Source organism: Streptomyces sp. CA-135486 (assembly GCF_050936555.1).
GTDB lineage: Bacteria > Actinomycetota > Actinomycetes > Streptomycetales > Streptomycetaceae > Streptomyces.
Genome location: NZ_JBNJMM010000002.1, coordinates 3,700,593 through 3,725,708 on the forward strand (window position 1 = coordinate 3,700,593; position 25,116 = coordinate 3,725,708).

Annotated in this window: 20 protein-coding genes and 1 pseudogene; 11 read left to right on the forward strand and 10 right to left on the reverse strand. The window is 68.8% G+C overall.

Translation table 11 applies throughout. The features are described 5' to 3' along the window. Nucleotides 1–89: 89 nt before the first annotated feature. Nucleotides 90–269, forward strand: a pseudogene (locus ACQEVG_RS36275) (hypothetical protein); the annotation flags it as partial. Here the strand turns inward: ACQEVG_RS36275 and ACQEVG_RS36280 are convergent. Both ACQEVG_RS36280 and ACQEVG_RS36285 read right to left on the reverse strand, forming a co-directional pair. Continuing rightward, nucleotides 258–1,904, reverse strand: coding sequence for a hypothetical protein (locus ACQEVG_RS36280; RefSeq protein WP_432991905.1), 1,647 nt, complete (start codon nucleotides 1,902–1,904; stop codon nucleotides 258–260). The pseudogene ACQEVG_RS36275 and the gene ACQEVG_RS36280 overlap by 12 nt on opposite strands. A gap of 289 nt (nucleotides 1,905–2,193) precedes the next feature. Then, nucleotides 2,194–2,424, reverse strand: a complete 231-nt coding sequence (locus tag ACQEVG_RS36285) for a hypothetical protein (RefSeq protein WP_432991907.1) — start codon at nucleotides 2,422–2,424, stop codon at nucleotides 2,194–2,196. Between the two features lie 201 nt (nucleotides 2,425–2,625). On the opposite strand from ACQEVG_RS36285, the gene ACQEVG_RS36290 reads away from it, so the two are divergent. After that, nucleotides 2,626–3,711 carry a hypothetical protein gene (locus tag ACQEVG_RS36290; RefSeq protein ID WP_432991909.1) on the forward strand — a complete coding sequence of 362 codons (1,086 nt, stop codon included), beginning with the start codon at nucleotides 2,626–2,628 and terminating at the stop codon, nucleotides 3,709–3,711. 220 nt (nucleotides 3,712–3,931) lie between these two features. Here ACQEVG_RS36290 and ACQEVG_RS36295 read toward each other — a convergent pair whose 3' ends face one another. Beyond that, nucleotides 3,932–5,938 (reverse strand): fibronectin type III domain-containing protein, encoded by a 2,007-nt coding sequence (locus ACQEVG_RS36295; RefSeq protein ID WP_432991911.1) that lies wholly within the window; start codon nucleotides 5,936–5,938, stop codon nucleotides 3,932–3,934. 360 nt (nucleotides 5,939–6,298) lie between these two features. Here ACQEVG_RS36295 and ACQEVG_RS36300 point away from each other — a divergent pair, with 360 nt between their 5' ends. Beyond that, nucleotides 6,299–6,790 carry a metallophosphoesterase family protein gene (locus ACQEVG_RS36300; RefSeq protein WP_432991913.1) on the forward strand — a complete coding sequence of 164 codons (492 nt, stop codon included), beginning with the start codon at nucleotides 6,299–6,301 and terminating at the stop codon, nucleotides 6,788–6,790. Nucleotides 6,791–7,089: 299 nt separating this feature from the next. Here ACQEVG_RS36300 and ACQEVG_RS36305 read toward each other — a convergent pair whose 3' ends face one another. Continuing rightward, nucleotides 7,090–7,239 carry a hypothetical protein gene (locus ACQEVG_RS36305; protein ID WP_432991915.1) on the reverse strand — a complete coding sequence of 50 codons (150 nt, stop codon included), beginning with the start codon at nucleotides 7,237–7,239 and terminating at the stop codon, nucleotides 7,090–7,092. Nucleotides 7,240–7,568: 329 nt separating this feature from the next. Between ACQEVG_RS36305 and ACQEVG_RS36310 the strand changes: the two genes are divergently transcribed. Beyond that, nucleotides 7,569–8,456, forward strand: a complete 888-nt coding sequence (locus ACQEVG_RS36310; protein ID WP_432991917.1) for a helix-turn-helix domain-containing protein — start codon at nucleotides 7,569–7,571, stop codon at nucleotides 8,454–8,456. 193 nt (nucleotides 8,457–8,649) lie between these two features. Here ACQEVG_RS36310 and ACQEVG_RS36315 read toward each other — a convergent pair whose 3' ends face one another. Together ACQEVG_RS36315 and ACQEVG_RS36320 are read right to left on the reverse strand one after the other, a co-directional pair. Further along, nucleotides 8,650–9,267: a hypothetical protein gene (locus tag ACQEVG_RS36315; protein WP_432991919.1), complete on the reverse strand. Its 618-nt coding sequence runs from the start codon at nucleotides 9,265–9,267 to the stop codon at nucleotides 8,650–8,652. Between the two features lie 237 nt (nucleotides 9,268–9,504). Next, entirely contained in the window at nucleotides 9,505–10,404 is a 900-nt protein-coding gene (locus ACQEVG_RS36320; protein ID WP_432991921.1) for a histidine kinase dimerization/phosphoacceptor domain-containing protein, read from the reverse strand. Nucleotides 10,405–10,656: 252 nt separating this feature from the next. Here ACQEVG_RS36320 and ACQEVG_RS36325 point away from each other — a divergent pair, with 252 nt between their 5' ends. Then, nucleotides 10,657–11,427: an MBL fold metallo-hydrolase gene (locus ACQEVG_RS36325; RefSeq protein ID WP_432991923.1), complete on the forward strand. Its 771-nt coding sequence runs from the start codon at nucleotides 10,657–10,659 to the stop codon at nucleotides 11,425–11,427. A gap of 113 nt (nucleotides 11,428–11,540) precedes the next feature. Here ACQEVG_RS36325 and ACQEVG_RS36330 read toward each other — a convergent pair whose 3' ends face one another. The 3 genes from ACQEVG_RS36330 to ACQEVG_RS36340 all read right to left on the reverse strand — a co-directional run bounded on the left by ACQEVG_RS36330 (nucleotide 11,541) and on the right by ACQEVG_RS36340 (nucleotide 15,159). Continuing rightward, on the reverse strand, nucleotides 11,541–13,094 hold the full coding sequence (locus ACQEVG_RS36330; protein WP_432991925.1) for a serine/threonine-protein kinase: 1,554 nt from the start codon (nucleotides 13,092–13,094) through the stop codon (nucleotides 11,541–11,543). A 378-nt stretch (nucleotides 13,095–13,472) separates the two neighbouring features. After that, a complete protein-coding gene (locus ACQEVG_RS36335; RefSeq protein ID WP_432991927.1) occupies nucleotides 13,473–14,111 on the reverse strand; it encodes a uridine kinase family protein in 639 nt (212 codons plus the stop codon). 112 nt (nucleotides 14,112–14,223) lie between these two features. Further along, on the reverse strand, nucleotides 14,224–15,159 hold the full coding sequence (locus ACQEVG_RS36340; protein ID WP_432991929.1) for a LysR family transcriptional regulator: 936 nt from the start codon (nucleotides 15,157–15,159) through the stop codon (nucleotides 14,224–14,226). 191 nt (nucleotides 15,160–15,350) lie between these two features. Here ACQEVG_RS36340 and ACQEVG_RS36345 point away from each other — a divergent pair, with 191 nt between their 5' ends. From ACQEVG_RS36345 to helR, 4 genes are all read left to right on the forward strand, one after another. Continuing rightward, nucleotides 15,351–16,259 carry an SDR family oxidoreductase gene (locus ACQEVG_RS36345; RefSeq protein WP_432991931.1) on the forward strand — a complete coding sequence of 303 codons (909 nt, stop codon included), beginning with the start codon at nucleotides 15,351–15,353 and terminating at the stop codon, nucleotides 16,257–16,259. A gap of 77 nt (nucleotides 16,260–16,336) precedes the next feature. Continuing rightward, nucleotides 16,337–17,503 (forward strand): IS4 family transposase, encoded by a 1,167-nt coding sequence (locus ACQEVG_RS36350; protein ID WP_432991933.1) that lies wholly within the window; start codon nucleotides 16,337–16,339, stop codon nucleotides 17,501–17,503. Nucleotides 17,504–18,141: 638 nt separating this feature from the next. Continuing rightward, complete coding sequence (locus ACQEVG_RS36355; protein ID WP_432991935.1) at nucleotides 18,142–19,377, forward strand: glycosyltransferase; 1,236 nt, start codon at nucleotides 18,142–18,144, stop codon at nucleotides 19,375–19,377. Nucleotides 19,378–19,567: 190 nt separating this feature from the next. Then, nucleotides 19,568–21,718, forward strand: coding sequence for an RNA polymerase recycling motor ATPase HelR (gene helR / locus ACQEVG_RS36360; protein ID WP_432991937.1), 2,151 nt, complete (start codon nucleotides 19,568–19,570; stop codon nucleotides 21,716–21,718). Here the strand turns inward: helR and ACQEVG_RS36365 are convergent. Further along, nucleotides 21,705–22,901: an amidohydrolase family protein gene (locus ACQEVG_RS36365; RefSeq protein ID WP_432991939.1), complete on the reverse strand. Its 1,197-nt coding sequence runs from the start codon at nucleotides 22,899–22,901 to the stop codon at nucleotides 21,705–21,707. The genes helR and ACQEVG_RS36365 overlap by 14 nt on opposite strands. 309 nt (nucleotides 22,902–23,210) lie before the next feature. Here ACQEVG_RS36365 and ACQEVG_RS36370 point away from each other — a divergent pair, with 309 nt between their 5' ends. After that, complete coding sequence (locus ACQEVG_RS36370) at nucleotides 23,211–23,627, forward strand: hypothetical protein (protein ID WP_432991941.1); 417 nt, start codon at nucleotides 23,211–23,213, stop codon at nucleotides 23,625–23,627. Nucleotides 23,628–23,693: 66 nt separating this feature from the next. After that, nucleotides 23,694–24,971 carry an IS701 family transposase gene (locus tag ACQEVG_RS36375; RefSeq protein ID WP_432984330.1) on the forward strand — a complete coding sequence of 426 codons (1,278 nt, stop codon included), beginning with the start codon at nucleotides 23,694–23,696 and terminating at the stop codon, nucleotides 24,969–24,971. The last annotated feature ends 145 nt before the right edge of the window (nucleotides 24,972–25,116 follow it).

Below are 25,116 nucleotides of genomic sequence, written 5' to 3' on the forward strand. Positions count from 1 at the left end.
GCCGTGCAGTCTATCGAGGCGAAGCTGCCGCCCCGGCGAACCTTCCCGGTCAGAGCACTAGCAGGGATCGACGCCGTCGATGTAACCGACCGCTGGAGGTGGACGGACTGGACGAGGACCGGCTTGCGCTCTACATGCTCGCGCAGCGTCTGTCGCTGACGGCGGGGCCGTTGCGGCTGCTCGACGGGGACTTCCCCAACCGGGCATTCACGGCGGGTATTCGTCTTCGATGCAGGTTACGACGCCCCGCGCATGGCCTATCTCCTTGACGGCCTGCCGGTCGAAGTGCTTGGCCGGCTTCGTTTTGCGACGGCGAAGAGGATCACGCCCAGCCCCGTCGCCCCGAGCGCGGCGAGTGCGACGGGAACCGTCGAGCCCGACCCGGTTGCCGCGAGGTCACCGGAGCCGCCAGTGGTCATTCCCTCCGAGCCCCCGGCCGTGCCCGAGCCTCCGGGCCTCTGTCCCGTGTCGCCCCCGCTGGTGCCGCCGACGGCCGCGGTGGCCGTGACCGTCAGGAAGCCGAGGTTGTTGCGGCCGGGAGCCGCCCTCCCCTGACTGAGGAACACCACTCCTCGCGCTGCGTGGAGCGTCCGGGTCGCCGTGAGCGTGAAGCCGAGCACGGGCCTGATGCCCGGCAGCAGTTCTCCGGGGACCCTGCACCGGTACAGTGCGCCCGTCGGGACGGGAGCGTCATCATCGGGACCGTCACCGAACGTGGGGTCCGTGTAGTTCTCCCAGTGCGTGGTGTTGGGCGACGACTTGCACCGCTTGTCGGACCTCAGCACCTTCAGTCCGCGCGGGATCTCGACCATCACAGCCTCTCCGGGGCCGCGATACGAGGCCCGGCCCCGGTTGGTCACTCCGACGACGGCGGTGAACCGCTCGCCGACGCGTGTCTTCACGGTTGCGCCGGCGGCCGCCAGATCGGCCACCTGGCCCGTGTCGAACCCGACGATCACGGAGTTGTCGGAGCCGTCGACCTCGCGGGGCGGCGGCGCGGCCTGCGCCGCCTTCTGCTGCGGCTTGGGCGCCAGTTTCAGCACGCCCGAGGTGCCCCGCACGCCGCGGGGCTGTTCCGGGACATTCGGCAGCACCATGTACTCCAGCCTGCTGAACTCCTCGTACTTGCCCATGCCGATCTTCAGCGGCGGGGACAGCACGTGCCGCGCCGAGTCGGCCGGGAGCGGCGTGTTCAGGAGGCACACGGCGCCGACCTTGGGGGACTTGGCGTTCTTGGGGTCGCGGGTCTGGTACCAGCAGTTGGTATAGCTGCCGAGCAGTTCTGCCCGGTTGTCGCCGTCGAAGCCCCACATCCGCAGATAGGTGCGCGGCACGGTCTGACTGCCCGCGTTGGACACCTCCAGCGGCAACGGGACGCTCCCGCCCGCGGGCACCCGGATCCGGTACTGCGCCGGCGGAGTCAGCACCAAGTCGGCGGCCTCGGTGACCGTGACGGCCGTAGTGAGCTCGCTCTCGTTCCCGAGTGGGGTGTTGGCCGACCGGGCGGTGTACCTGACCTGTCCCGTGGCGCCGTCCGCCGCTCCGGCCCTGGCACGGACCTTGTAGGAATAGGTGACGTTGGGCTCGGCGTTCCAGCGCACTTCGACATCGCCGACCGGGCAGGTGGCGACCGCCCCTGCCACAGTGCAGTCCGGCGCGAAGCGGAACTCCGCGACATCCTTGGCGCCGGTGGTGTCGATCACCAGCTCGACGTCCTGCACCAGATCCTGCTGGGTACGGGCGTTGACGAACTGGATCTGCACTTCCTTGAACCGGGCCTCGTTGGGCACCGCCCCTGCGCGGGCCACCTCGTGCTTCGGCGGTGCGTAGACCGCGAAGTATCCTTCCGGCGCGGGGTCGGCGGCAGAGGGCGGCGCGGCGGCCAGGCCGAGGCCCATTACCATCGCGGCACACCAGGCCCAAGCGGCGCGTGCCGCCCCGGCAGTCACTCTCGGTCTCATGGTCCGGCCTTTCAGCTGGCGCTGGGCCGTTGACTTCGAACGATGGCCTCCGGTGGAGGCGTGCGTGTCCGTGGCGGCCCCCAGGCGCTGGTCCTTGCATGTTTGACTCCCCGTCTGCTCTTGAGGTTGTACGCGCGGATGGCCGGACGCAGACCCAACTCCTCGAGTACGCGTCAATCGGGCCTCAGAGGTCCTCAGAGCCAAAGGGGCCAACCGGGCGTGGCCCGCCCAGTCAGCGCCTGATGCGCCAGGTGCCGTACAGTCCGGCGACTGCCCCGATGATCACGGAGAAGCCGGCGTCCCCGACGGCTCGGTACACCCCGGCGCACACGCCTAGCAGGGCGACGAGGACCACCAAGTCGAGTACTTGGTGCCGTGTCCGCTCGGGCGGCAGCGCCGGCCCCCGGGAGGCGGGGGGCAGTTGGGGCTCGGGCATCTGGGAGGTTGTGTCGATGTCAGCCATGCCTCCAGCAGACCGCCGCACACCCTGGGCACCTAGTGATCTGTACGGCCCCGCATGGACCCGGACGCCGCAGTTCACCGGCCTATACGAAGCGGCGCAACGCTGAACGGTCCAGGGCGTTCGGGAACGTTCGGCGGAATCCGTGGACGTTCCGATACCGGTCCCTCTAGCGTGGCATTTCACAACAGGGAGTGTGATCCGGTGACATACAGCAATTCCGAGGTGGGGCCGGAGGACGCTGCCGCCATTGACGCGTACGAGGAAGCGCTGCGCGAGTTCACCATGGAGCTGAACCGGCTCCACATCGCGTATGGCGCGCCGTCCTACGCCACCATGGCAAAGGCATCCGTCCGGCCGAAGCTGACCAAGGCCGGCCTCAACGAGGCACTGGCCGGCAAGCGCCTCCTCTCCCTGGAGGCACTGCTGGAATTCGTCCGGGTGGTCAGCAACCCGCAGCCTCCTCTGCCGGAAACCCCGGCCGCCTCCCGGGCTCGCCCGGAGCTCGTGGACCAGTGGCGCGACCGGTGGCAGCACGTCAAGTTCCTGCAGCGGCAGGCCCACGCTCCGTGGATACGAGTGCGCGCCACCGCGCAGGACGTGCTCGACCAGGCCCTTGGGGAAGCCGAGGACTTGCGCTCAGCTGCCCACGAGGAAGCCGTCCGTATATGCGCCGACGCGGAAGCAGAGGCGGAGCGCCTGCGCACCCAGGCCCAGCACGATGCCGACCAGTTGCTGCAGGATGCGCAGGCGGAGGCCGAGCAACTGCACGTACAGGCGCAGCAGGACGCCGAGGAGCTGCACACCTCCGCGCGCGCTGCCACTGCCAGGGCGTTGCGGTGGGGCGCCGGTCTGTTATCTCCTCGCCAAGCGTGGCGCCCTCTGGTCGCGGTGGTCGGGGTGGCCGGGGTGGGGCTGGCCGTCACGCTGGCTGCGGATTCCCTCACCGGGCAGCTTTCCAGCTCCTGTCGGCCCACCCACGCCCACCCTGCCGCGCCGGTCGCTCCTGAGGCCTCTCTCCAGCCCGGCGGGACCGTGGAACAGGTGGCAGTCGCCCACGAACCGCAGATGATCATCTTTAGCCCCTGGGCTCACCCCACCTGGTCCCCCTGGTCCCCGGCGACCTCAGCCACACCCTCCGAGGATCCCTCCCCCACTCCCAGCAGTTCCCCACGGCCGAGCGCCTTGCCGACGCCCACTGCCTCCGCAACCCACGCCCCGGCTGGTGCATGCGGCCGTACCGGTCCGTCCGCGAGCCCGACGCGGTCGCCCGCCTCATCCGCCTCGTGAGGTCCCTGGTCGGAGCGTTCGGGCGCGATGCACATGGCAGGAGGGCGAGCCGGTCCGGGTGCTGGACCTCTACCCGCCCCTGGGGCTCCCGTGCGCGCCGGGCCGAAGGGGCCGGACTCCGGCTCATGCCGAGGCGGTTCGGCAGCCCGGCCGGTGACGACGAAGGCCGGACCGTCGAAACGGTCCGGCCCGGTCGCCGGCCTGGTGGCCGGTGGTGGCGTCAGCGTCCGGGCTGCAGGATCGCCCAGGCGTCCCCCGGAGCGGACTCGGTCCCGTCGGCGTGGACGGCGGTCACCCAGTAGAAGTGGGTCGTGCCGGTGGCGGGCGTGGTGTCCGTGTAGGACAGACCAGTGACCGGCTCCGCCGTCAGCTGCTCGTACGACCCGGCGTCGTGGTTCCAGCGGTAGACGCGGTAACCGGTCGCCTCCCCGACCGCGCCCCAGCCCAGCTCCACCGCCTGGCCCGAATCAGCGGCCCTGGCGGTGAGATCGAGCGGTGCGCCCGCCGGAGTGTCCACGGACGGAGTCAGGTCCAGCTCCGTCACCTCGGCGAACGTCATGCTCTCCGGGTTCAGGTACAGCGTGTAGAGGGAGTTGCCCGAGGTGTCCAGGGCATCCACGGAATAGGTCAGGGTCTCGCCGTCCGGCAGCTCCGTGTCCACGAAGTGGGTGGTGCCGGCGTCCACTTCGGCCAGGTTGCACCAGCAGGGAAGCTTCTCCACCGGCTCCCTGCGGATGACGAACTCGGCGATGTCGGGAGCCGTGCTGGGATCCCAGTCCAGCACCACGCCGTAGGGCGTGGCCTTGGCGGTCACCCCGGTGACGGCGGGCGGGGGCGTCCTGTCCACGCGCGTGATCGCATACGGAGCGGACCGCTCCGACTCGCGCCCCTGGGCGTCGACGGACGTCACCGCGTAGTGGTACGCGGTCTTGGGGACCGCCGTGCGGTCGGTGCAGTAGTGGACCTGCACGTACGGGGTCGAGCCGCCCTGCCCGAAGTCCTCGCACGTGACGGCGTGCCAGGAGGGGTCGGCCGAGCCGGGCTCGGAACGGTAGACGCGGTACCCCGTCGTGCTGGCGTTCAGGCGTGCTTCCCAGAGCAGACGGATGCCGGTGTCCGCCTCGTTGTTCTCGGCGTGGTAGAGCCGGGGAACGGCAGTGGGCCGGGTGTAGGACAGCACGGCGGACGCCGCCGATGTGTTGCCCGAGGCGTCGGTGGCAGTCACCTTGTAGTGGCGCGCCGCGCTGTAGGGGACGTCGGTGAGGGCCAGCGTTGTCGCCTTCGTCGTACCGGCGAGGGAGTACGGCCCGGTGGCCGAGTCGGCCCGGTACAGCCTGAAGGTGGAGCCCGCCTCGCTCGCCTTCCAGGCCAGGGTGACGTCCCACTGGCTGTCGGCGGCCGTCAGGCCGGTGGGCGCCTGCGGAGCCGTCCGGTCAACGGTCGTGACGGGCAGATCGATGCCGGAGGACGAGGTGTTCCCCGCGATGTCCACGGCGTCGACGCCGAAGCGGTAGACCGCACCTGTGGCGGGCAGCGTCGTCGTGTAGGACGCGGCGGTGGTGCGCACCACTTGTGTGCTGGTGCCCGGTCTGCGTAGGTACACCTTGTACGCGGCGAGATCCATCTCCTTGTTCCTCGACCAGGTGAATGTGGCCTTGCTGGTGACCTTGTCGTACGCGACCCTCGCGCCGGCCGGGGCGAGCGGGGCGATCCTGTCGACGGTGGCCGAGGTCCTGGGCGCGTAGCCGAATGTGACGTTCGCGCTGCCGGTGAAGGCGGCGAAGTCGACGCGGATGGTGTGGGCACCCTTGGGCACGGTGACGTAGACGGTCCTGCTGCGGGTCGACGAGAGGTTGGACCACAGATCGATCTTGCGGGTGCCGTCGAGGTAGACGCGGACGGCGTCCTGGACGGCCACGCTGAAGGCGAAAGGCCCCCCGGAACCGAAGTCGCGGGTCATCGACCAGCGGACCCCGAAGTTGTCGCGCGGCAGCGTGACACCGGCCGGGTCCCCGGTGCCGTAGCTCTCGCTGATCGCGGAGTCGCACACGGTCCCCTTAGGGGTCCCGGCGAACGTGGTGTTCGCGTAGTACGACGCTTTCCAGACCCCGGCGGCGCAGGTGGTTGCAGCCTCCGCGCCGGAGGCGGGCAACGCGAGGCACGCGGCAGCCCCCGCCAGGGCAGTTCCGACCGCTCTGCCGGTGGCGCGGCCTGTGAATGTGTTCATGATCCCCTCCCCAGAGGGGGAGCAGCATGGCATATGCCCGGCAGCCCGCAAAATCCCTCTCACCGCCCGGGAAGCGGGCGCTCCGGTGTGCCCGTCACCACCGGTGCCTAAGGGGTGTGCTCAACGCGGGCGCGGACTTGCTTGTGCGAGCGGGTTGCGCGCCTCCTTCCGGGCCGGGAGTTCTCTGCATGCGTTCCAGGCCCCGGCGTGGCGGCTTCCCGCGTGTTGACCGGGCGAGCCGGTTCGTCCAGTGGTGCCGCCGTCCGTGCACCCCAGTGGCGTGGTCTTCCCGCGGTTGCCCGGAGCGGCGTCCTCGCGTCGCCGGCGCGGGCGCGAGCCGGATCATGCAGGGTGGAGACCATGCACCTCTTGCTCACCTCGGACACGCACGTGCCCAAGCGCGCGCGTGAGCTGCCGACACCCTTGCTGGACGCGATCGAATGCGCCGATGTGGTGTTCCATGCCGGCGACTGGGTCGACGTGCCGACGCTCGAGCTCCTGGAGGGTCGTGTGTCCAGGCTCGTCGCGGTGTACGGCAACAACGACGGACCCGAGCTGCGTTCCCGGCTGCCCGAGGTGGCCCGGGTCGAACTGGATGGCGTCCGTTTCGGAATCGTCCATGAGACCGGCCCCGCCCAGGGCCGTGAGCGCAGATGCGCCGAACGTTTCCCCGACCTGGATGTACTGGTGTTCGGGCATAGTCACATCCCGTGGGACACAACGGCTCCGGGTGATCTTCGGCTGCTCAATCCCGGCTCCCCGACGGACCGTCGGCGGCAGCCCGACTGTACGTACATGACCGCGGAAGTGGTCGACGGGCGGCTGACTGAGGTTCACCTGCACTGCCTGTGACTTCGGCAGGTGTATGACCGTCTGTTCCTTCCCGCCCAGGACGTTTGTGTGCGTAGGCGCCTCGACAGGCGGCCCACGCACACCCGCCTTTCAGCGGCACGTCTTCCGGATGGGCAAGTGCCCGGGGAGGCACTTCTCCGTACACCCCACCAGGCAGTCGAACCTGAGCCGACAGCGTCGGCACTCCCAGGTTTCGGCGATCAGCATCGCGCCCGAGCAATGGTTCACCGGCCGTGTGTAGAGCAGCTCGGCAGCCCGCTCCTCGCACCGGGCGCATATCCGGACGTGGTCGTGGGCCATCAGCGTCCCCTCCCCCCTGCGGACCTGGCACCCACCATGAGGCAGGCCACTGCCGGCAGGAACAACGATCCGTCCTGGAGGAGGACCGCCTGGGCGGAGGGGGACATGATCAGCACGATGCCGAGTACGAGCAGGGCGACGAAAGCCATACTCGCGGCCGGTAGGTCTATCCTGCAGTCGACGAACATGAGTCTCCTTGTGTTTGAGCAGATGGCCGCCCCCTGCTTCGGCCCCGAAGTACCAGGGGGCGGCCTCGGCTTTTCTACGGCGATCAGTCAGAGCTCACATGAGGTCTTCCTCCTCTCCTCCGCGTACACCGAGTTTCAGACCGCTCCAAGGCCCGGACAACTGCTTGAAGACACGCGTAGAACTTCGCGGTCAGTGGCAACTCACGCACGGACACCGGCGGACTTCCGTAGCATTGACGGACAATGACGGACCTTCGGTAGCGACCTGTAGCTGCCAGTGGAGGAAACCCATGCCCGGCACGCGCAAGCCATCGCCTCCGCCCGAGCCTCAACTCGCCTTCGCCGCCCAGCTGCGTGAGCTGCGACGACGCACCTTGAAGGAACCCACTGAGGAGGCCCTGGCCCGGAGAATGGGGTGCGGGCGCAGTACGGTCTCGGCGATCCTGAACGGCCGACGATTCCCCAACTGGGAACACACGGCGTCGTTCGTGGAGGCATGCGGCGGGAAGGCAGGGGAGTGGAAGGACCATTGGCTGCGCGCCAGGAGGCAGATCGACCAACTGCGCGAGGGCTTACCCGCATCCACGCCTGTCCCGCTCGCGCATCCGCCGATCGAGTGCGACGCCATGCTGGCCGCGCGCTGGTATCGGAACAATCGCGAGTTCTACGAGGCAGCGTCGGAGCGCGTCCGCCAAGCCCGTTCGGAGATCCGCGTCACCTATACGCGGCGCTACCCGCCGACGCAGTACACCACCCGGGCTTCCGCCGAGTACTTCGAGGCCATCCTGGGATGGGCGGCACAGGACAGCGACGACGAACGCTGTGTACGGCGCATCATCGGCGTACCTGAGCACGACGGCGTGGCGGACCGGGACATGCTCGCCTGGGCGCGCCAGCACCACGAGGCCAGCAAGCACATTCTCAGCTACGAGGCGAGCGTCCTCCGCTGGACCGCCGCAGCCGACGGCCTGAACATGGCGCTGATCGACGAATCCGCGGTCTTCCTTGCGTTCTCGGGCGGCCCGCGCCAGAAATTGAACGGTTTCAGCGTGGAGGACCCTACCTTCATGAGCTACTTCGCCGCCTACTTCGAGCAACTGTGGGCGGCGCTCCAGCCGCTGGGCACTTACCTGGGCACTCTGGACCCCGGCCGCGAGGGCGACGGCATGCCCGCGTAGCTGCAACAGGTCCGGGAGCCGGACTTCCGGGCGGCGTTATGCAGCGCCGCAGGATCTGCAGAGTGGGTGAGTTGGCTTTGTTCACGAGTCCTGGTTCTGAGAGCAGGGGCGCGGCCGAGCGGCTGCGCCCCTGAGGCCGGCCCGGGCGTACGGGTGCCTCGGACACCTCGCCGGCGTCCGGTTCGCCGCCCCCTCAGATACGGGCGAAGACGTTGACCACTACTCCGATGTAGAGAATGACGAGGATGGTCCAGAAGGTATAGACGATGCCGGGATGCCGGATGTAGAGAGGTATCCGGATGGTCGGGTAGCGCCGGCGCAGCTCACGCGGAGTCGGCATGCCCCCGGGCTGCTCCTGAAGCTCCGCATCACGCCACACCGTGTTGAGTTCGGCTTCACGCCACTGCCGGGGATTGAGCATCACGGCGGCACGGTCGTCACCCACGATGATCACCGCGCCGGCGATACCGCTCGAGTCGATATGTGTCCGGACCAGGAAGCCGGGCCCTTCGATGATGGTCAGCCGACGCGCCCAGTTACGCACCAGGACGGCGCCGTCCACGAGTGACACGTACGAGTTCATGGTGTGCAGGACCGCATACGTCAAGTACCACAGGAACGGGAGCGCGACGAGGACGATGACCGCCGGTACAGACGTCGGCCCGAGCCCCTCACTGGTTCCGCGCCCGCGCGCGAGCATGAGCGTCAAGCTGATGCCCGGCAGGATGGCGGCCGGTACGATTGCCAGTGCCACGCGGCCGAATCGGCTCTTGTCCGGGGATACGACAAGCTCTGTGTAACGGTCACTCATGACTGCCACCCCGTCTCTCGACAGGCACGGAGAAGACGTTGGTTGTCACTGACACCCTGCGCCCCTCGAACTCCGTCGGGCTCCTCTTCACTCCTGATCCCCCTCCTGCACTGCTTCATTGGATCCCGGTGACGTACCCAGCCCTGTTCGGCCACAACCGCCATGCTTTCAACGGCGCTGACGGTGCTTCACCGGACCTGCTCCGAAGCGTGTTGCACGAGGCCGCGCTCTTGCGCACTAGCGTCCTCGTACCTCGTTGAGCCGGATCTGGACAGCATGTTCAGCGTGCGGCGCAGGACCATGCCGATCGCCACACCGCCGACCATGGTGAGCAGGTGATCGCCATCGGCACCGGGCCCGTGGCGCTGCCCGCCACCCAGTAGAGGGCATTGTCCTGCTTGCTGACCGGTTCCAACCACCAGCCGAACGCGGTGGAGAGTGCCATCGTGCACACGGTGACCACGTGAGCGCCTCGCTTCCTGCGTTCTCAATGGCACTCAGCACCTCGTCCAGCGTCTCGGGATCCGGAGTACCGACCCGCGTCACGTGGCGGACCGCCTGTGCCTGGACGACGATCGCCGTCACCTGATGGGCGACGGTGTCGTGCAGGTCACGTGCGAGAGCCAGACGTTCCTCCTGCCGTCCCAACTTCTCCCCCTGGGTCCGGTGAGCACGCTTCAGGCGCAGCAGCAGACCGCAGCCGACGGCGCACACCAGACCCAGGAGGAGCAACGGCCCCCTTCCGGCTTCCGGGTCGCGGTACAAAGGCACAGCCGCGAGCGCCACAGCCACCGCGGCGGTGGCCAGCACGACCCGGCGGGGTGGACAACTGCGCACAGCGAGGGCCACCAGCACCAGCACACCCAGCGTCTCGGCGTGGCTGTGCTCGCTGGTCACCATGTTCCGCGGCAGGTGGACATAGACGACGGAGGTCACGACACTCCAGACCGCCGCCACGACCGCCGCATCTGAAGCGCGCGATCGCCGACTGAACATCACCCACGAGGCGAGCAACGCCGACAGCGCCCCGGAATACACCGGAACCCAGTCACCGGCAAAGGCAAAGGGCTCGGCGCCGGAGGGCGTGGGCACCACGCGTTCATCAAGGTCGGTGAACACCGCCAAGGCGAGCAGCAAGGCCAGTACCGGAGCGCCCGCCCATCGCAGGAGCCGACGTGGGCAGACCTTTCGGTCACCGATCAACGATATGTGCACTGCGTCACCGTACCGGCGCGGGAAACGGTCCCTACCCGAGAACGGGCGGGACTGGACCCTTCATGGCGAGGTGACAGTCAACGCCCTCGGGCAGTGCCCAGCGGTGCAGAAGCCGACCGGCGTGCCCGTGGAAAATAGTCAATACCTATGGATCAAGCGTTCTAGACTTCCCGGATGACCAGCGAGCTTCTCCGTCTTACGGTTCTGGGTTGTGCAACGCCATACCCGAGTGTGGACAACCCTTGCTCCGGCTACCTGGTGTCCGGCGGGGACACTCGGGTGTGGGTGGATGCGGGCAGCGGGACGCTGGCTCAGCTGCAACGACACGTCCGGCTGGACAAGTTGGACGCGATCTGGATCTCGCATCTGCACGCCGATCACAGCGCAGACCTCCTTACCGCCTACTACGGCGTGCTCTACGCCGACATCCAGCTCACCGCTCCAATCCCCCTGTACGGTCCGCCGGGCATCGCCGATCGGCTGGCTCACTTTCTCACCAACACCTCCATCCGCAGCCCGATCGAATCCGCCTTCGCCGTCGAGGAACTGCACGACGGGCATCGGGTGCGGGTCGGCGCGCTCACGCTGGCCAGCCGGGCGGTGGCGCATGGCATCCCAGCCTTCGGCCTGCGTGTCGAGGCCGCGGGCCGGTCGCTGGTGTACTCCGGGGACACGGCCCCCTGCCCTGGCTTGACGAGTCTGGCCGAGGGGTGCGATGTGCTGCTGTGCGAGGCCGAGAGCGCGCAGGCCCCGAGTGCGGGGGAACAGGTTCACCACACACCGGAGGACACCGGTGACACCGCACGTGCGGCGCAGGCGGGACGGTTGATCGTTACGCACGTCGGGCGTTTCCTCACCCCGCAGCAGGCAGTAGCCCGTGCCTCGACCCGCTTTGACGGTCCCATCGACTACGCCGCACCCGGTGCCACCTTCCCGGTCGGCTGAGCCGCCACGAACAGGTTCGCTGCCAGCACCTCCCGGTCGCCGTGCCGACGCCGACCGCCACCTTGAGGCCGCGTCGGCGCGCCCATGTGGCCGGGGAACGGCGGCCGCGGCCGTCAGCGCCGGGTGAGAGTGGACGGCGCGCCTGCGGACTGGGCACCTTCGTCCTCCAGGCCCAGGGTGTCGCGGTTGGTCATCTTGACGAGGTAGATATGTCCCATGGGGCAGGAGACGGCGGCCGACTGGTCGGTGGGGTGGCTGGTGACCGCCTCGAAGACCATGAACGTCCCGCGTACCTCCCGAAGCTCCAACGCCTCGGTGCAGCCCAGTTCACGGCCGGTGCCCACTTCTCTCACCTTGCTGACCTGCTTGCCCGCCAATTCACCGCGCAGTGCCGGGTGGAGGGTCAGGGTGACGGCGAACTGATTGGTGCGAGCCCGGGTGAGGCCGTCGGCGGATGGGGTGCCCGGGCCGATGCCGACCCATGTACCCGACCACGACGCGGGCAGAGAAGCGACGGTGGGAGACTGCGAAGGCGTCGCGCCGGATGCGTCATTGCCCGCCAGATGCTGTACGAGGAGTGTGCCCGCCGTCGCGATCAGGGCTGCGGCGATGGTCCCTGCGACCGCCCCGGCGGTACGGCCGGACAACCGCCGTCGCAGGAAACCGGTATCCGGGGAGGCGGCTGCACTTCCGGCGTCAGTAGCCGGGGCATCCGCACCCCCACGTGACACCGTTGCCATATGCGGCGGTTGTGCTGCCGCGGAAATCAACGCGTGCGCCTCCGCCTCCCGCACCGCGATATCCCTCTCCAGCGCCTCAGGGAGCAGGTGCGGCCAGGCACCGGCCCTGCCGCCCAGGCGTTCCAGCAGCGCGCCGATGGCAGTGGCCGTAGGCCGCTGCTGCGGGTTCTTGGCCAGGCAGGACCGCAGCAGCGAGACCAGGGAGGCCGGAACCCCGTCGAGGACCGGCTCCTCGTGCACGATGCGGTACAGCAACACCGCGGCCGAGGCTTCCTCGTCCGGGTGGGAGAAGGGGCCGAGTCCGGTCGCCGCGTACACCAGCACCGCAGCCAGGGAGAAGACATCTCCCGGCGCACCGGATCCCCCGGCACTTGCCTGCTCCGGCGCGAGATAAGCCGGAGAACCGATCACGCCGCCGGTCTGCGTGTGACGCGAGTCCTCCACAGCGCGCGCGATCCCGAAGTCGATGAGGAAAGGACTACGGCGGCCCAGCAGCACATTGGACGGCTTGACGTCCCGGTGGGCAAGTCCCGTCGCATGCACCGCCGCCAGTGCCCCGCACAGCTCGGCCGCCAGAGCCAGTACGGACTGCTCGGGGAGCCGGCCGTACCGCTGTACCCACTCCGTCAAGGAAGGTGCGGCCACGTACTCCGTGGCGAGCCACTGCGGCCGTTGCCCCACAGGGCTGTAGTCCACGACCGCAGTAGTCCAAGGGGAGCGCACCCGGTCGCTGTTACGGATCTCACGCGCGAACCGCTCCTCGAACCCCGGCTCCCGCCCGAACTCGGGACGCACCGTCTTCAACGCGAGTGGACGCCCGGACACAGTCCGGGACAGATACACCCGCCCCATGCCACCCTCACCGAGCCGCGCCAGCAATGGATAGCCACCAACAGCCTCGGGATCCGACCCGTCCAGCAACTCCACGTCCCCGCCGCCCCTCACACCTACTCGATGCCAACCTGGCCCAGCCCCCCGGACCAGCCCAACCAAGATCTCATTATCCGCGTCGGTCAGGGAGCGATCGGGGAGGGTGGGTCCTCGACATCGAACCGATCGCACTGCTCGGGCCTGGCGCCCGACTGGTCGTCGGGGGAGCCGACCGGGATCCCCGGGAGGAGATTCTCAAAGAGGCTCGCGCTTTGGCCGCACCTGGCTGCCCGGACTCGAAGCACGCGTGTCCGTTGCGATCGCCATCGTGAGCCCACGGATTCTCGGCCTGGTCTGCCGTCTGGGCACTCAGGGAATGGTCGTCCGCCATGTCGCTCCATGTTCCAAGTCAGTGGTCTTGATCACTGTCAGGTCTCATTGCCAGTGGAAGACGGGGTGGTCAGCGTCCGCGCCGTTTGCGATGAGGACGGTGTCGGCGGCCACGTCCGGGCGCTGCTGGGCCAGGTAATGGTCCTCGGCGGGCATCCATTCATCCACCCATTGGGAGCGTGCGGACTCGCCGTCCCGGGCCAGACCGCGGTTCAGTCGTAGTTCGCGGTCGGCGAGGCAGAAGATCCGGTAGGTGTAATCGTCGCGCAATCGGAGCTCCGTGGTGTAGACGCCCTCCACGATCAGCGGTGTGCTGTTCGGTACGGTCACCCACGCACCCAGTTCGTCGCGGTCCCAGTCGTAGACCTGGTACGTGACGTCCTGGCCGGCAGCGGCTGGTGACACCACCTGTCGCCTCAGTCTGTCCAGATCGAACTGCCCGCCCGCCGTGACATCGCCATCGGGACGGGTTGCGGACGGGCGGTAGAAGTCGTCACCGTGAACGACCTCCGCACCGCCCAGCGCCCTTGCCAGCAGGGTCGCCAGAGTGCTTTTGCCCGAAGCGCCCGGCCCGTCGATGCCGATCAGGAGTCTGGGTAAACCACTCGGGAACGCGCGCCTGATATCGGTGGCGAGCTGCTCGATGTCGCAGATCTCCTCCGCGACGTACTCCGCTCTGCTCACTGCGATGTAACCCTTCTTTGTGGCGATGCCATGGGCCATGTTGTGTGTTGTTCCGGGGCCGTTCCTCGATAGTGCCGTCGGCGTTGCAGGTGTGGTGCCGGTGCGGTGCCAGTCATTCCTCGGATCGTGGGGGAGGGGCGCTCACCGGCTCGGCAGGGCCGGGGCGCATGAGATGGGCTTCGGCGGACCTGCGGAAGGCCGTCACCAGGCGGTTGTGGTCGTCGGCGCGGGTCGCCAGCACGACGTGGCTCGGCTCGACGCCGTGCAGGGGGACCGTGGTGAGGTCGGGGCGGAAGCTATTGGCGCGGGGGGCGGCCGAGATGGTCACGGCCTGCCCGGCGGCGACGAGTTCGAGCTTGTCCTCGAGGGCTTCGGCGAGGGGACCGTCGGGTGCCGGGCTTCCGTCGGGCCGGGGGTCGATGCGCCAGAAGGCGTTCCATGCCGGGTCGGGCACCCGGAGGAGGGGTTCGTCGGCGATGTCGTCGAGGGTGACGGATTCCTTGCCGGCCAGGCGGTGGTCGAGGGGTACCACGAGCACTCGGGGCTCGTCGTAGAGGACCGTCACATGCAACTGGTCGGTGGGGAACGGCAGCCGGGTCACCGCCGCGTCCACTCGGTGGTCGAGCAGGGCCGCGTGCCGCTCGTTCCAGGCCAGATGCAGGGTTCGTACGTCTGCGTCCGGGTGCCGGCGCCGCAGCTCGCGCACCGCCGGCGTGACGATGAGGCCCGTCGTGTAGCCGATGGTGACCCGGCTGGGCTCGGCAGCGGCACGGGTCGAGGCCACGGCCTGGGTGGCCGATCGCAGCAGCGCCTCGGCCCGGGGCAGGAAGACCTTCCCGGCCTCGGTGAGCCGACTGCCCTGCGGGGTGCGGTCCAACAGGCGGGCACCCAGCTGCTGTTCGAGGCGGCGGATCTGCCGGCTCAGGGACGGCTGCGCGAGATGCAGCGCGGCGGCGGCGCGGCCGAAATGCAGATGGTCGGCGACGACGGTGAAGTACCGCACCAGGCGCAGATCAAGGTCCGCCGGAGGCGACGGCGAGTCAGGCATACCCACATGGTAGCCACTCTGCTCGCTGACTGAGGCTTCGGTGATAGCCATGGCCTGGGGTGATGCCTGCTGCGTATTGCCCAATGCGAAACAGGTCTTGGACGCACGTCCAAGGCCGTTCCTAGCGTGGAGGTACGAGCCTGTCGCCTTCTGGTGGCGGGTCGACTCGAACCAACCAAGGGATTCCTACTGTGCGCGTATTCGTCACCGGAGCAACCGGATTCATCGGATCTGCGGTTGTCCGCGAACTCCTCGGCGCCGGGCATCAGGTCGTCGGCCTCGCCCGCTCGGACGCGGCCGTCGAAGCGTTGAAGACCGCCGGCGCCGAGGTGCACCGCGGCGCCCTCGACGACCTCGACAGCCTGCACGACGGTGCCGCCGCAGCGGACGGCGTCATCCATCTTGCCTACAACCACGACTTCTCGGACTTCGTCGGCAACGGCAAGCTGGACCTGTATGCCGTCGAGACTCTCGGGGCAGCGCTCGAAGGTACCGGCAAGCCCCTCGTGGTCACCTCGGGAACTCTGATGCTCACGATGATCGCGCCGGGGCGCCTCGGGACCGAAGAGGTCGCGCCCGACCCCGGGTCGACAGCGCCCCGGATCGCATCGGAGAACGCGGCCATGTCGATGGCCGAGCGCGGGGTGCGCTCGTCGGTCGTGCGGCTCGCGCCGACCGTGCATGGCGAGGGCGACAAGGGCTTCGTCCCGCGCCTGATCGACATCGCCCGCGAGAAGGGCGTGTCAGCCTTCGTCGGCGACGGATCGAACCGCTGGCCCGCCGTGCACCGACTCGATGCGGCGCGCCTGTTCCGGCTGGCCGTGGAAGCCGCTCCGGCCGGCTCGACAGTGCACGGAGCCGCCGAGGAGGGCGTGCCATTCCGTGACATCGCTGAGGTTATCGGCCGCCAGTTGAAGCTACCGGTCGTCGGCATCGCTGCCGAGGACGTGGGCGAGGGCGAGCACTTCGGCTTTCTGTCCGCCTTTGTGCCGCTCGACAACCCGACCTCAAGCACCCTGACCCAGAGGCAGCTGGGATGGCACCCCATGGAGCCCGCGCTCATCCGGGACCTCGAAGAAGGTCATTACTTCAAGGACTAGACGCAATGCAGTTGTTTTAGCTTGGGGCGTAGGCTGCTTGGCAGCGAGGCCCGGGGGTGGTTTGGGTGGCTGCGAGTGTGTCTGAGTTATCGGGTCTGGGGCTGTTGACCTGGGTGTATCCACCGGGATTGGTGGATCGGGTGGTGGCCGCGTGCGGGCGGGCAGAGCAACGTAAACGGCTGCTTCCCGCCCGGCTGGTGGTGTACTTCGTGCTGGGGCTGGCCCTGTTCTCTCCGGCGCCGTATCTGGAAGTGATGCGGCACTTGGTCGAGGGTCTGCGGGGCATGGGGCTCCTGGGTGACTGGCACGTTCCGGCGAAGTCGTCGCTGTTCAGAGCCCGGCAGCGGCTGGGTTCGGAGCCGCTGCGGGTGCTGTTCACCACGACCGCGAGGCCGATGGCCACCGAAACCACGCCCGGGGCGTTCTGGCGTGGGCTGCGGCTGCTGGCCGTGGACGGGACCTGCTGGGACGTCGCGGACACCGAAGCCAACGAGGCCGCCTTCGGACGGCCGGGCAGTGGCCGCGGGACGGGCAGAAGCGCATTTCCGCAGGTGCGGATGGCTGCCCTGGTGGAGGTGGGCAGTCATGCGGTGCTGGACGCGGAACTCGCCGGCTGCCGCACCGGGGAAGTCACCCTGGTCGGCCGCCTGCCGCGTTCGGCCGGCCCGGACCAGCTCGTCCTGGCCGACCGGGAGTTCCTCGGTGCCGGGTTGTGGCAGGCGTTCACCGCCACCGGCGCTGATCTGCTGTGGCGGGTGCCCGCCAACCGCGTCCTGCCCGTCACCAACCAGTTCCGTGACGGATCATGGCTCTCCCGCATCCACGCGAGCAGCGGCCCGGCCCGGAACGAGCCGGTCGAGGTCCGTGTCCTGGCCTACCAGCTCAAGGACCACGCCAGTGCGGGTGCAGCCGGCGGCTACCGCCTGATCACCAGCCTGCTGGACGCCCGACGGTATCCGGCCCGGCAACTCGCCGCCCTCTACCGCGAACGCTGGGAAGTCGAGTCCGTCTTCGCCGAGATCAAAACTTATCAGCGCGGCGCGCGGGTCGTACTCAGCAGCAAAACCCCCGACGGTGTCCGCCAGCAGATCTGGGCGCACCTGCTGGTCCACCACGCCCTGCGCGAACTCATGCTGAGAACGGCCGCCACCCGTGACCTGGACCCCGACCGGGTCTCCTTCACCGAAACGCTGCGCTCTGCCCGTCGCAGCGTGACCGTCACGCCGGGCAGCTTTTCCCCCTGACCTCCTGGTCAGGGCACTGGTGATGCTGCAGCAGGACCTCCTGGAACGACTCCTGCCCGTCAGACGACTCCGCAGCCAGCCCAGAGTCGTGAAACGCAAAATGTCCAACTACCGGCTCAAACGGGGTGAACACCATGCCTGGCCCCAACCCACCCACACCGGCACCCGAGCCATCCGCATCACACGACCCCAAACCGCAAACCTCGACAGGACGATCAGCCATCGGGCGACACACGTGGACGCCGGAATGCCGACCTTCACGCAGATCGCCGGCCGGAAGTCGAGGGCAGCAGGCCCGGATGCGGTTTGGTAGGGGCATTCACCGGACGGGCGGACAGCCTCGGACTGATCGCCGGCCGCCAGTGGCTCGTGAAGAGGGTGAAGAACTTCGTTCCGCAGCTGCATCCGTTGGCCGACGGGAGATCCTCCTGGGCCGACGGATGCAGCCGTACGCGGGCGCGGCGCCGCTTCCCGAGGAGGTTGTCCGTCCACAGCGGACGACCAAAAGGCAAAGGCAAGGAGATCCCACTCCTTGCCACTCTCAACTTATAGCGCACCGGGGGGCTTGCGGCAAGGCCCTGGTTGTACCGCAGAATCGGCGGCCGAAAGCCGGAGCCTGCGGAAATGGGAGTTGCGAAGTGCGAGTGTTGTTGTCGACGTGGGGATCGCGCGGAGACGTCGAACCGCTGGCGGGACTGGCGGTGGGGTTGCGGGAACTCGGCGCGCAGGTGCGGGTGTGCGCGCCACCGGACGAGGAGTTCGCGGCGCTGCTGGCGCGTGTCGGCGTGCCGCTGGTGCCGCTCGGCCCGACGGTGCGCTCGGTGGTCGCCGGCACGAAGCCATCGACGGCCGAAGACGCGTTCCGGCTCGCTCCCGAGCTGGTCGCCGCGCGGTTCGACACACTCACCGCGGCGGCCGAGGGATGTGACGCGCTGCTGGCAACCGGCCTGATGCCGGCCGGCGCGCGGGACGTGGCCGAGAAACTGGGCATCCGCTACGTGTACGCGTGCTTCCATGTCTTCGGACTGCCGTCGCGGCACTTCCCTCCTGGGGCGCGGCCGGGCAAGCCATCCCCGCAGGACGAGACCGACAACCGGGTGCTGTGGGAGCAGGACGCCCAGAGGGTGAACGCGTTGTACGGCGAGGCGCTCAACAGTCATCGGGCGGCGATCGGCCTGCCGCCGGTGGACAACGTCCGCGACTACGTCTTCACCGACCAGCCGTGGCTGGCGGCAGACGCGACGCTGTGTCCGTCGCAGGGCATAACGGACCTCGACATCGTGCAGACCGGGGCGTGGATCCTGCCCGACGACCGCCCACTCCCGGAAGAGTTGGAGGCGTTCCTGGATGCCGGCGCACCGCCGGTGTACGTGGGCTTCGGCAGCATGGCCGCGCACGCCCCGAAGGACATCGCCCGGGTAGCCATTGAAGCGAGCCGCGCACACGGCCGTCGCGTAGTCCTCGCCCGCGGCTGGGCCGACCTGGCCCCGATCGACGACGTCGACGACTGCTTCGTCGTCGGCGAGGTCAACCAGCAGGCACTGTTCGGCCGGGTGGCCGCCGTCGTGCACCACGGCGGCGCGGGCACCACGACGACGGCCACCCGGGCCGGCGCGCCTCAGGTGGTGGTACCCCAGATTGTGGACCAGCCGTACTGGGCCGGCCGGGTGGCCGGCCTGGGCATCGGCGCGGCACACGGCGGTCCGACTCCGGCCACCGAGTCCCTGTCGGCCGCGCTCAGGACGGCACTTGCCCCCGAGACCCGCGCACGAGCGAGGGCCGTGGCCGGCACGATCCGCACCGACGGGGCGACGGTGGCCGCGAAGCTGCTGCTCGACGCGATCAGCCGGGAAAGGCCGCCCGTGTCCGCGTGAACCACGCGGGATCGTCGAGCCAGGACCCAGAACACGAGAACTTACAAGCCCTGGCGACCTGAACCGACAACGGCCACGGGGTCCACGTCAGGCGGAGCGTTGCCCGTCATGGCCACCAGGTTCGTCACGCCGGTCCAGACGCCTTGCTGCACGCAATGGTCGCAAGTGACCTCAGATCGGAGCCCATAACGTGAAACCCCTGACTACCAGGGCGTTTGACCTTCCCGACCACCTCTCTCCCAAGGCCGACCCGACGCTGATCGCAGGCGATGAACAGCACTTCGCGGCCATCGCGGAGTGCCTCGAGCAGTCGATCGCCGATCTGTCCGACCGTCTCGATGCCGAGCGCAAGGCGCCCGGCGGCGTAGGCCGGCAGGCGATGGACCGGGACATGGAGATCCACCGGCTGACCGCTCGCCTGCGCGCACTGCGTCGCTTCGGTTTGGACCTGTGCCTCGGACACATGGTCAGCGCGGGCAACCCCGAGACCGTGTACGTCGGACGACTTGGTCTTACGGACAGCGCGGGTCGTCGGCTGCTGGTCGACTGGCGCTCCCCGGCGGCTGAGCCGTTCTTCGGAGCCACCCACGGCAACCCGATGGGGCTGGCAAGCCGCCGCAGGTATCGCTGGACCCGCGGCCGGATCAGCGACTACTGGGATGAGGTGTTCACCTCGGACGGGCTGGAACGGCACGCCGCGCTCGACGACCAGTCGGCCTTCATCGCCAGCTTGGGCAGCAACCGGTCACCACGGATGCGGGACGTGCTCGGCACCATCCAGGCCGACCAGGACGCCATCATCCGCGCCCGATCCCGCGGCGCTCTCGTCGTCGACGGTGGTCCGGGTACGGGGAAGACCGTCGTCGCTCTGCACCGCTCCGCCTACCTCCTCTACTCCGACCCTCGCCTCGGTCACCGCAGGGGCGGCGTCCTGTTCGTCGGTCCCCACCGGCCCTACCTGGCCTACGTCGCCGACGTCCTGCCCAGCCTCGGAGAGGAGGGCGTGCAGACCTGCACCCTGCGGGACCTCGTCGCCGAGGGAGCCGCAGCATCGGTCGAGGCCGACCCGAACGTGGCCCTTCTGAAGTCGTCCGCGAACCTGGTGAAGGCGATCGAACCGGCCGTCAGGTTCTACGAGGAGCCGCCCAGCAAGGGGATGACGGTCACGACCCACTGGTCCGACATCTGGCTGAGCGCCGACGACTGGGCCGTGGCGTTCGAATCAGCACCCGGTACTCCGCACAACGAGGCGCGCGACCAGATCTGGGAGGAGCTGCTCACGATCCTGGTGGACAAGCACGACGGCGACGCCTCGGCCGACCTGCTCCGCAAGTCGCTGCAGCAGAACAGGGAGCTGCTCACGGCCTTCAACCGCGCGTGGCCGCTGCTCGAAGCGGCCGACCTCGTCGGAGACCTGTGGTCGGTACCCGCCTACCTGCGGAAGTGCGCTCCCTGGCTCAGCCCCGATGACGTACGGCAGCTGCAGCGCGAGGACGCCCAGGCCTGGACGGTGTCCGACCTGCCTCTCCTGGACACGGCCCGGCAGCGGCTCGGCGACCCGGAGGCGTCACTGCGTAAGCGTCGGCGCGAAGCCGCCGTCGCCGACGAACGTGCGCGCAGGGCCGACGTCATCGACAGCCTGCTGCAGAACACCCTGATCGACGAGAGCGAAGGCGCGGTGGGGATGCTGCACGGACAGGACCTGCAGGACACCCTGGTCGACGAGACCGCACTGCCCGGCACCGAACCGGACCTGCTCGCCGGCCCGTTCGCGCACATCGTCGTGGACGAGGCTCAGGAACTGACCGACGCAGAGTGGCAGATGTTGCTGCTCCGGTGCCCGTCCCGGAGCTTCACCATCGTCGGGGATCGTGCCCAGGCCAGGCACGGGTTCACGGAGTCGTGGCGGGAACGGCTCGAGCGGATCGGGCTCGACCGGATCAACCTGGCCTCCCTGAGCATCAACTACCGGACGCCGGAAGGAATCATGGCGGAAGCCGAGCCGGTCATCCGGGCCGTCCTCCCGGACGCCAACGTGCCGACCTCCATCCGCAACAGCGACGTCCCCGTCGTACACGGATCTGCTGCGGATCTGAGCTCGATTCTCGACACCTGGCTCGCCGCGCATGCCGACGGGACCGCCTGCGTCATCGGCGATCCCACGTTCCGGACGACGTCCCGCGTCCGGTCGCTGACCCCGGAGCTGTCGAAGGGGCTCGAATTCGACCTGGTCGTCCTCATCGACCCAGAGGCGTTCGGCAAGGGCATCGAAGGAGCGGTCGACCACTATGTCGCGATGACCCGAGCGACCCAGCAACTCGTCATCCTCACGAGCTCCTGACATCGGCCCGACGAACGCCCGCTCCCGGCCGGGTTGGTGGCGTTAAAGGCGACGGCCTCAAGGCGGGGCTCTCTTGAAACGAACCCCAGGTGCCGTTCAGTGCGGGCATGAGGCGGAGAGCGTTGTCGCGGTTGATGCCGCGGCGCTGGCGGTGGGTGAGCGCGTGGTCGGCCTCGAGGGCCGGCACCGCGATGTCGGTGATGATGTCGGCGGGGGTGGCCGGCCAGTCGGTGCCGAAGAGGAGCCGATCGGCACCGGCGGTGGCCACCAGGGTGCCCGTGGGGGCCATTGGGCCCGCCGTGTCGTAGTAGAAGCGGTGGAGGTAGTCCCGTACACGGGCAGCATCGATGGGCGGGGTACAGAAGTCCCCGAAGGCCTCCAGGCGGGTGGCGATCTGAGGGAGGAATCCGCCGGCGTGCGGCAGGATGATCGACAGATGCGGGAAGCGGTCGAGTGTCCTGGTGCGGATCAGGTTCACAGCGGCACGCGTGGTGTCCAGCAGGAAATCGCACATGAAGTTCGGGATTCCGGGGACGGTGGGCACGCCGGGTGGTCCGCCCGGGAGATCGAGCGGGTGCGTGGCAAGGACCGCGGCGCGTTCGTCGAGTTCGGCGAGGAAGCGGTCGTACAAGGGATCACCGAGGTAGACACCGTTGTAGTTGGCTTTCACGCTCACTCCAACGGCACCGAGCTCATCGAGGGCCCGTCGGAGAGCCCACGTGGTGACTTCGGGATGGTCCAGGAGGGCAGGGCCGAGGAAGGCGAAACGGCCCGGGTGCGCGGTCGCCAAGTCGGTCAACGCCTCCAAGACGATGGTGAGACCTTCCTTGGCCTGCGCCGCGGAGCGGTACCGGTCCTGCATGGTGGGGTTGAGGACGGCGGTTGCGATCCCCACCCGGTCCATCAGCGTGAGCGTGGAGTCCAGATCCCAACGCGCCCACCACGGCAGCTCCTGTCGCCGCACCAGGCCCTCACGCTCTGCCCAGTCCACCCATGCCGGAGCGGTGAAATGGTGATGGACGTCAATCCTTGCCCGGCGGGCGTCGTCACCCCTGTCCGAGTCCCGTAACACCGCCTCGCCGTTGGCGAAAGCACTGGACTCGCCGGCAGCGACGGCGGACGCCACCGCCGTGCCGGCAACGAGCAGACTGCGCCGGCTCACAGCCCGGCTCGACTCCGACATCCGCGCACCCCATCCCTAGCACCCGCTTACTGCACCACGGTGGCCCGGCGGCGGGCCCGCGTTCACTACGGCGTGCCCTGTTCGGGGCGGATTCCGTCGGACGGACGTACTTCCAGGGCCGACCGGACCATGGCCACCGCAGACCGGCACGGGTACGCCCGGGGCGCGCCGGGCGGCACCGGTGGCCCTGGCCGGCCACCGCGACGGGCTCTGTTCCATCGGTGTCGTTGCTGGTCGGTCTTCTCCGGGATGGTGTGGCAGATGCCGCGTCGCCGCAGGTGGGCGCAGAGTGCCCTTACTGTCGGCGCCATGGATCTGGTGACGTCACCGTGGGAGTCACGGAAACGGGTGGACTACATCCGGGATTTGGTCGGCAAGGGCGACCTCACCGTGCTGTCACACGCCCTGCTCTTCCCGACGGACCAGTGGGACGAGGGCTTCGGCGTCACGAGCGTGCTGTGCGGCCTGCCGGAGGCCGACCGCATGGCGCTGGCCCGGTCGTTCGTCGAGTACGCACGGGCCGGCGGCGGGGACCAGAAGCGCGGGCTGGTGCTGCTCGCCGCCGTCTCGCGCGGCTTCACGGTCGGCCCCTGGTGCGACGCCTGGGAGGCGCTGCTGAGGGAGAAAGCGCGTCGGCTCCGGTACTGCGGGACGCAGGACGAGCTGTGGACGTGCAGCCACGCCCTGCTGGACGCAGGCAGCCCACCCAGCCCCACGTCGGCATAACGGAGTCCTGCTAGTAGGACTCCGTTAGGTCTGTGTGTCGACCTTGTTCGCGGGCATGGTGAGTGGGTGGACGCACATGAAGTGAACCGTATTCGGGCGACGTTGGCGTTATTCGTGGCGGACGTGTTCGCCTCGGTGCCGCGCAAGGACCAGCGGGCCAAGAGCGACTGCTACCTGCGGGGACTGATGACGGACGGCCGTCGCAAGTCCGTCCAGGCCATGGCCTCGCGACTGCCGGACGGTAATGAGCAGAACCTGCAGCAGTTCGTGAACCAGTCCACGTGGGACCCAGTGCCGGTGGGTCGACGGATCGCCGAGCGGATGGTGCCGCAGATCGGCCCGGAGGCCTGGGCGGTCGATGACGTGTCGTTCCCCAAGGACGGAAGGATGTCGGTCGGGGTAGCTCCCCAGTACTGCGGTGCGCTGGGCAAGCAGGCCAACTGCCAGGTCGCGGTGAGCGTGCACGCCGTCTCCGACACGGCCTCGTGCCCGCTGAACTGGCGGCTCTTCCTGCCCAAGGAGTGGGCCGATGACACCGTCCGGCGCCAGCGGGCCGGCGTCCCCAAGGACATCGGACACCGGGAGAAGTGGCGGCTGGCACTGGACGCCCTGGACGAACTGACCACATGGCATCTTGCGCCGCCGGTCGTGGTGGCGGATGCCGGTTACGGCCAGAACGCGGACTTCCGCTCCGGCCTGGCTGAGCGGGGACACGCGTATGTGGTCGGCATCCGCGGCGACATCACCGTCCAGCCGCACGAGGCACACCCCACCGCCCCCGCCTGGTCCGGAAACGGCCGCCGGCCCGTTCCCCGCTACCGGCAGCCGGCGGTGACGGTCGCGGAACTGGCAACGGCCGCCGGACGGGAAGCCTTCAGCGAGGTGACCTGGCGGGAAGGCTCCCGCGGCCCGATGACCTCCCGCTTCCTCGCGGTGCAGGTCCGGCCGGCGGGAGTGCGCTCACGCCGGCTGGCCCAGGCAGCCGCAGTGACCGAGCACGGCCGGTGGGACGGCGTCCTGCCCGAGGTACGACTGCTGACCGAATGGCCCGACGGCGAGGACAAACCGACCCGCTTTTGGCTGTCCGACCTGCCCGAGGACACCCCGATCCCGGAGCTGGTCCGCCTGGCGAAGATCCGCTGGCGCATCGAGCACGACTACCGCGAACTCAAACACGGCCTGGGCCTGGACCACTTCGAAGGCCGCTCCTGGACCGGCTGGCACCACCACACCACCCTGGTCACCGCCGCCCATGCCTTCCTCACCGAGCAGCGACTGGCCCCAAAAGCCGATACAACGGACTCACCCTCTACCAGACCCTCGACACCATCCAAGACCTGCTGAACTGCTGGACCGGCACCTGCACCACCTGCCACCGACCTCTCCCCAACAAGAGGCCACCAAGATCAAGACAGACCTAACGGAGTCCTACTAGTGCGTTGACCGCGAACGTCTGCCGGGTGGAGGTGTGGTGATCTCGGTTTCCGGT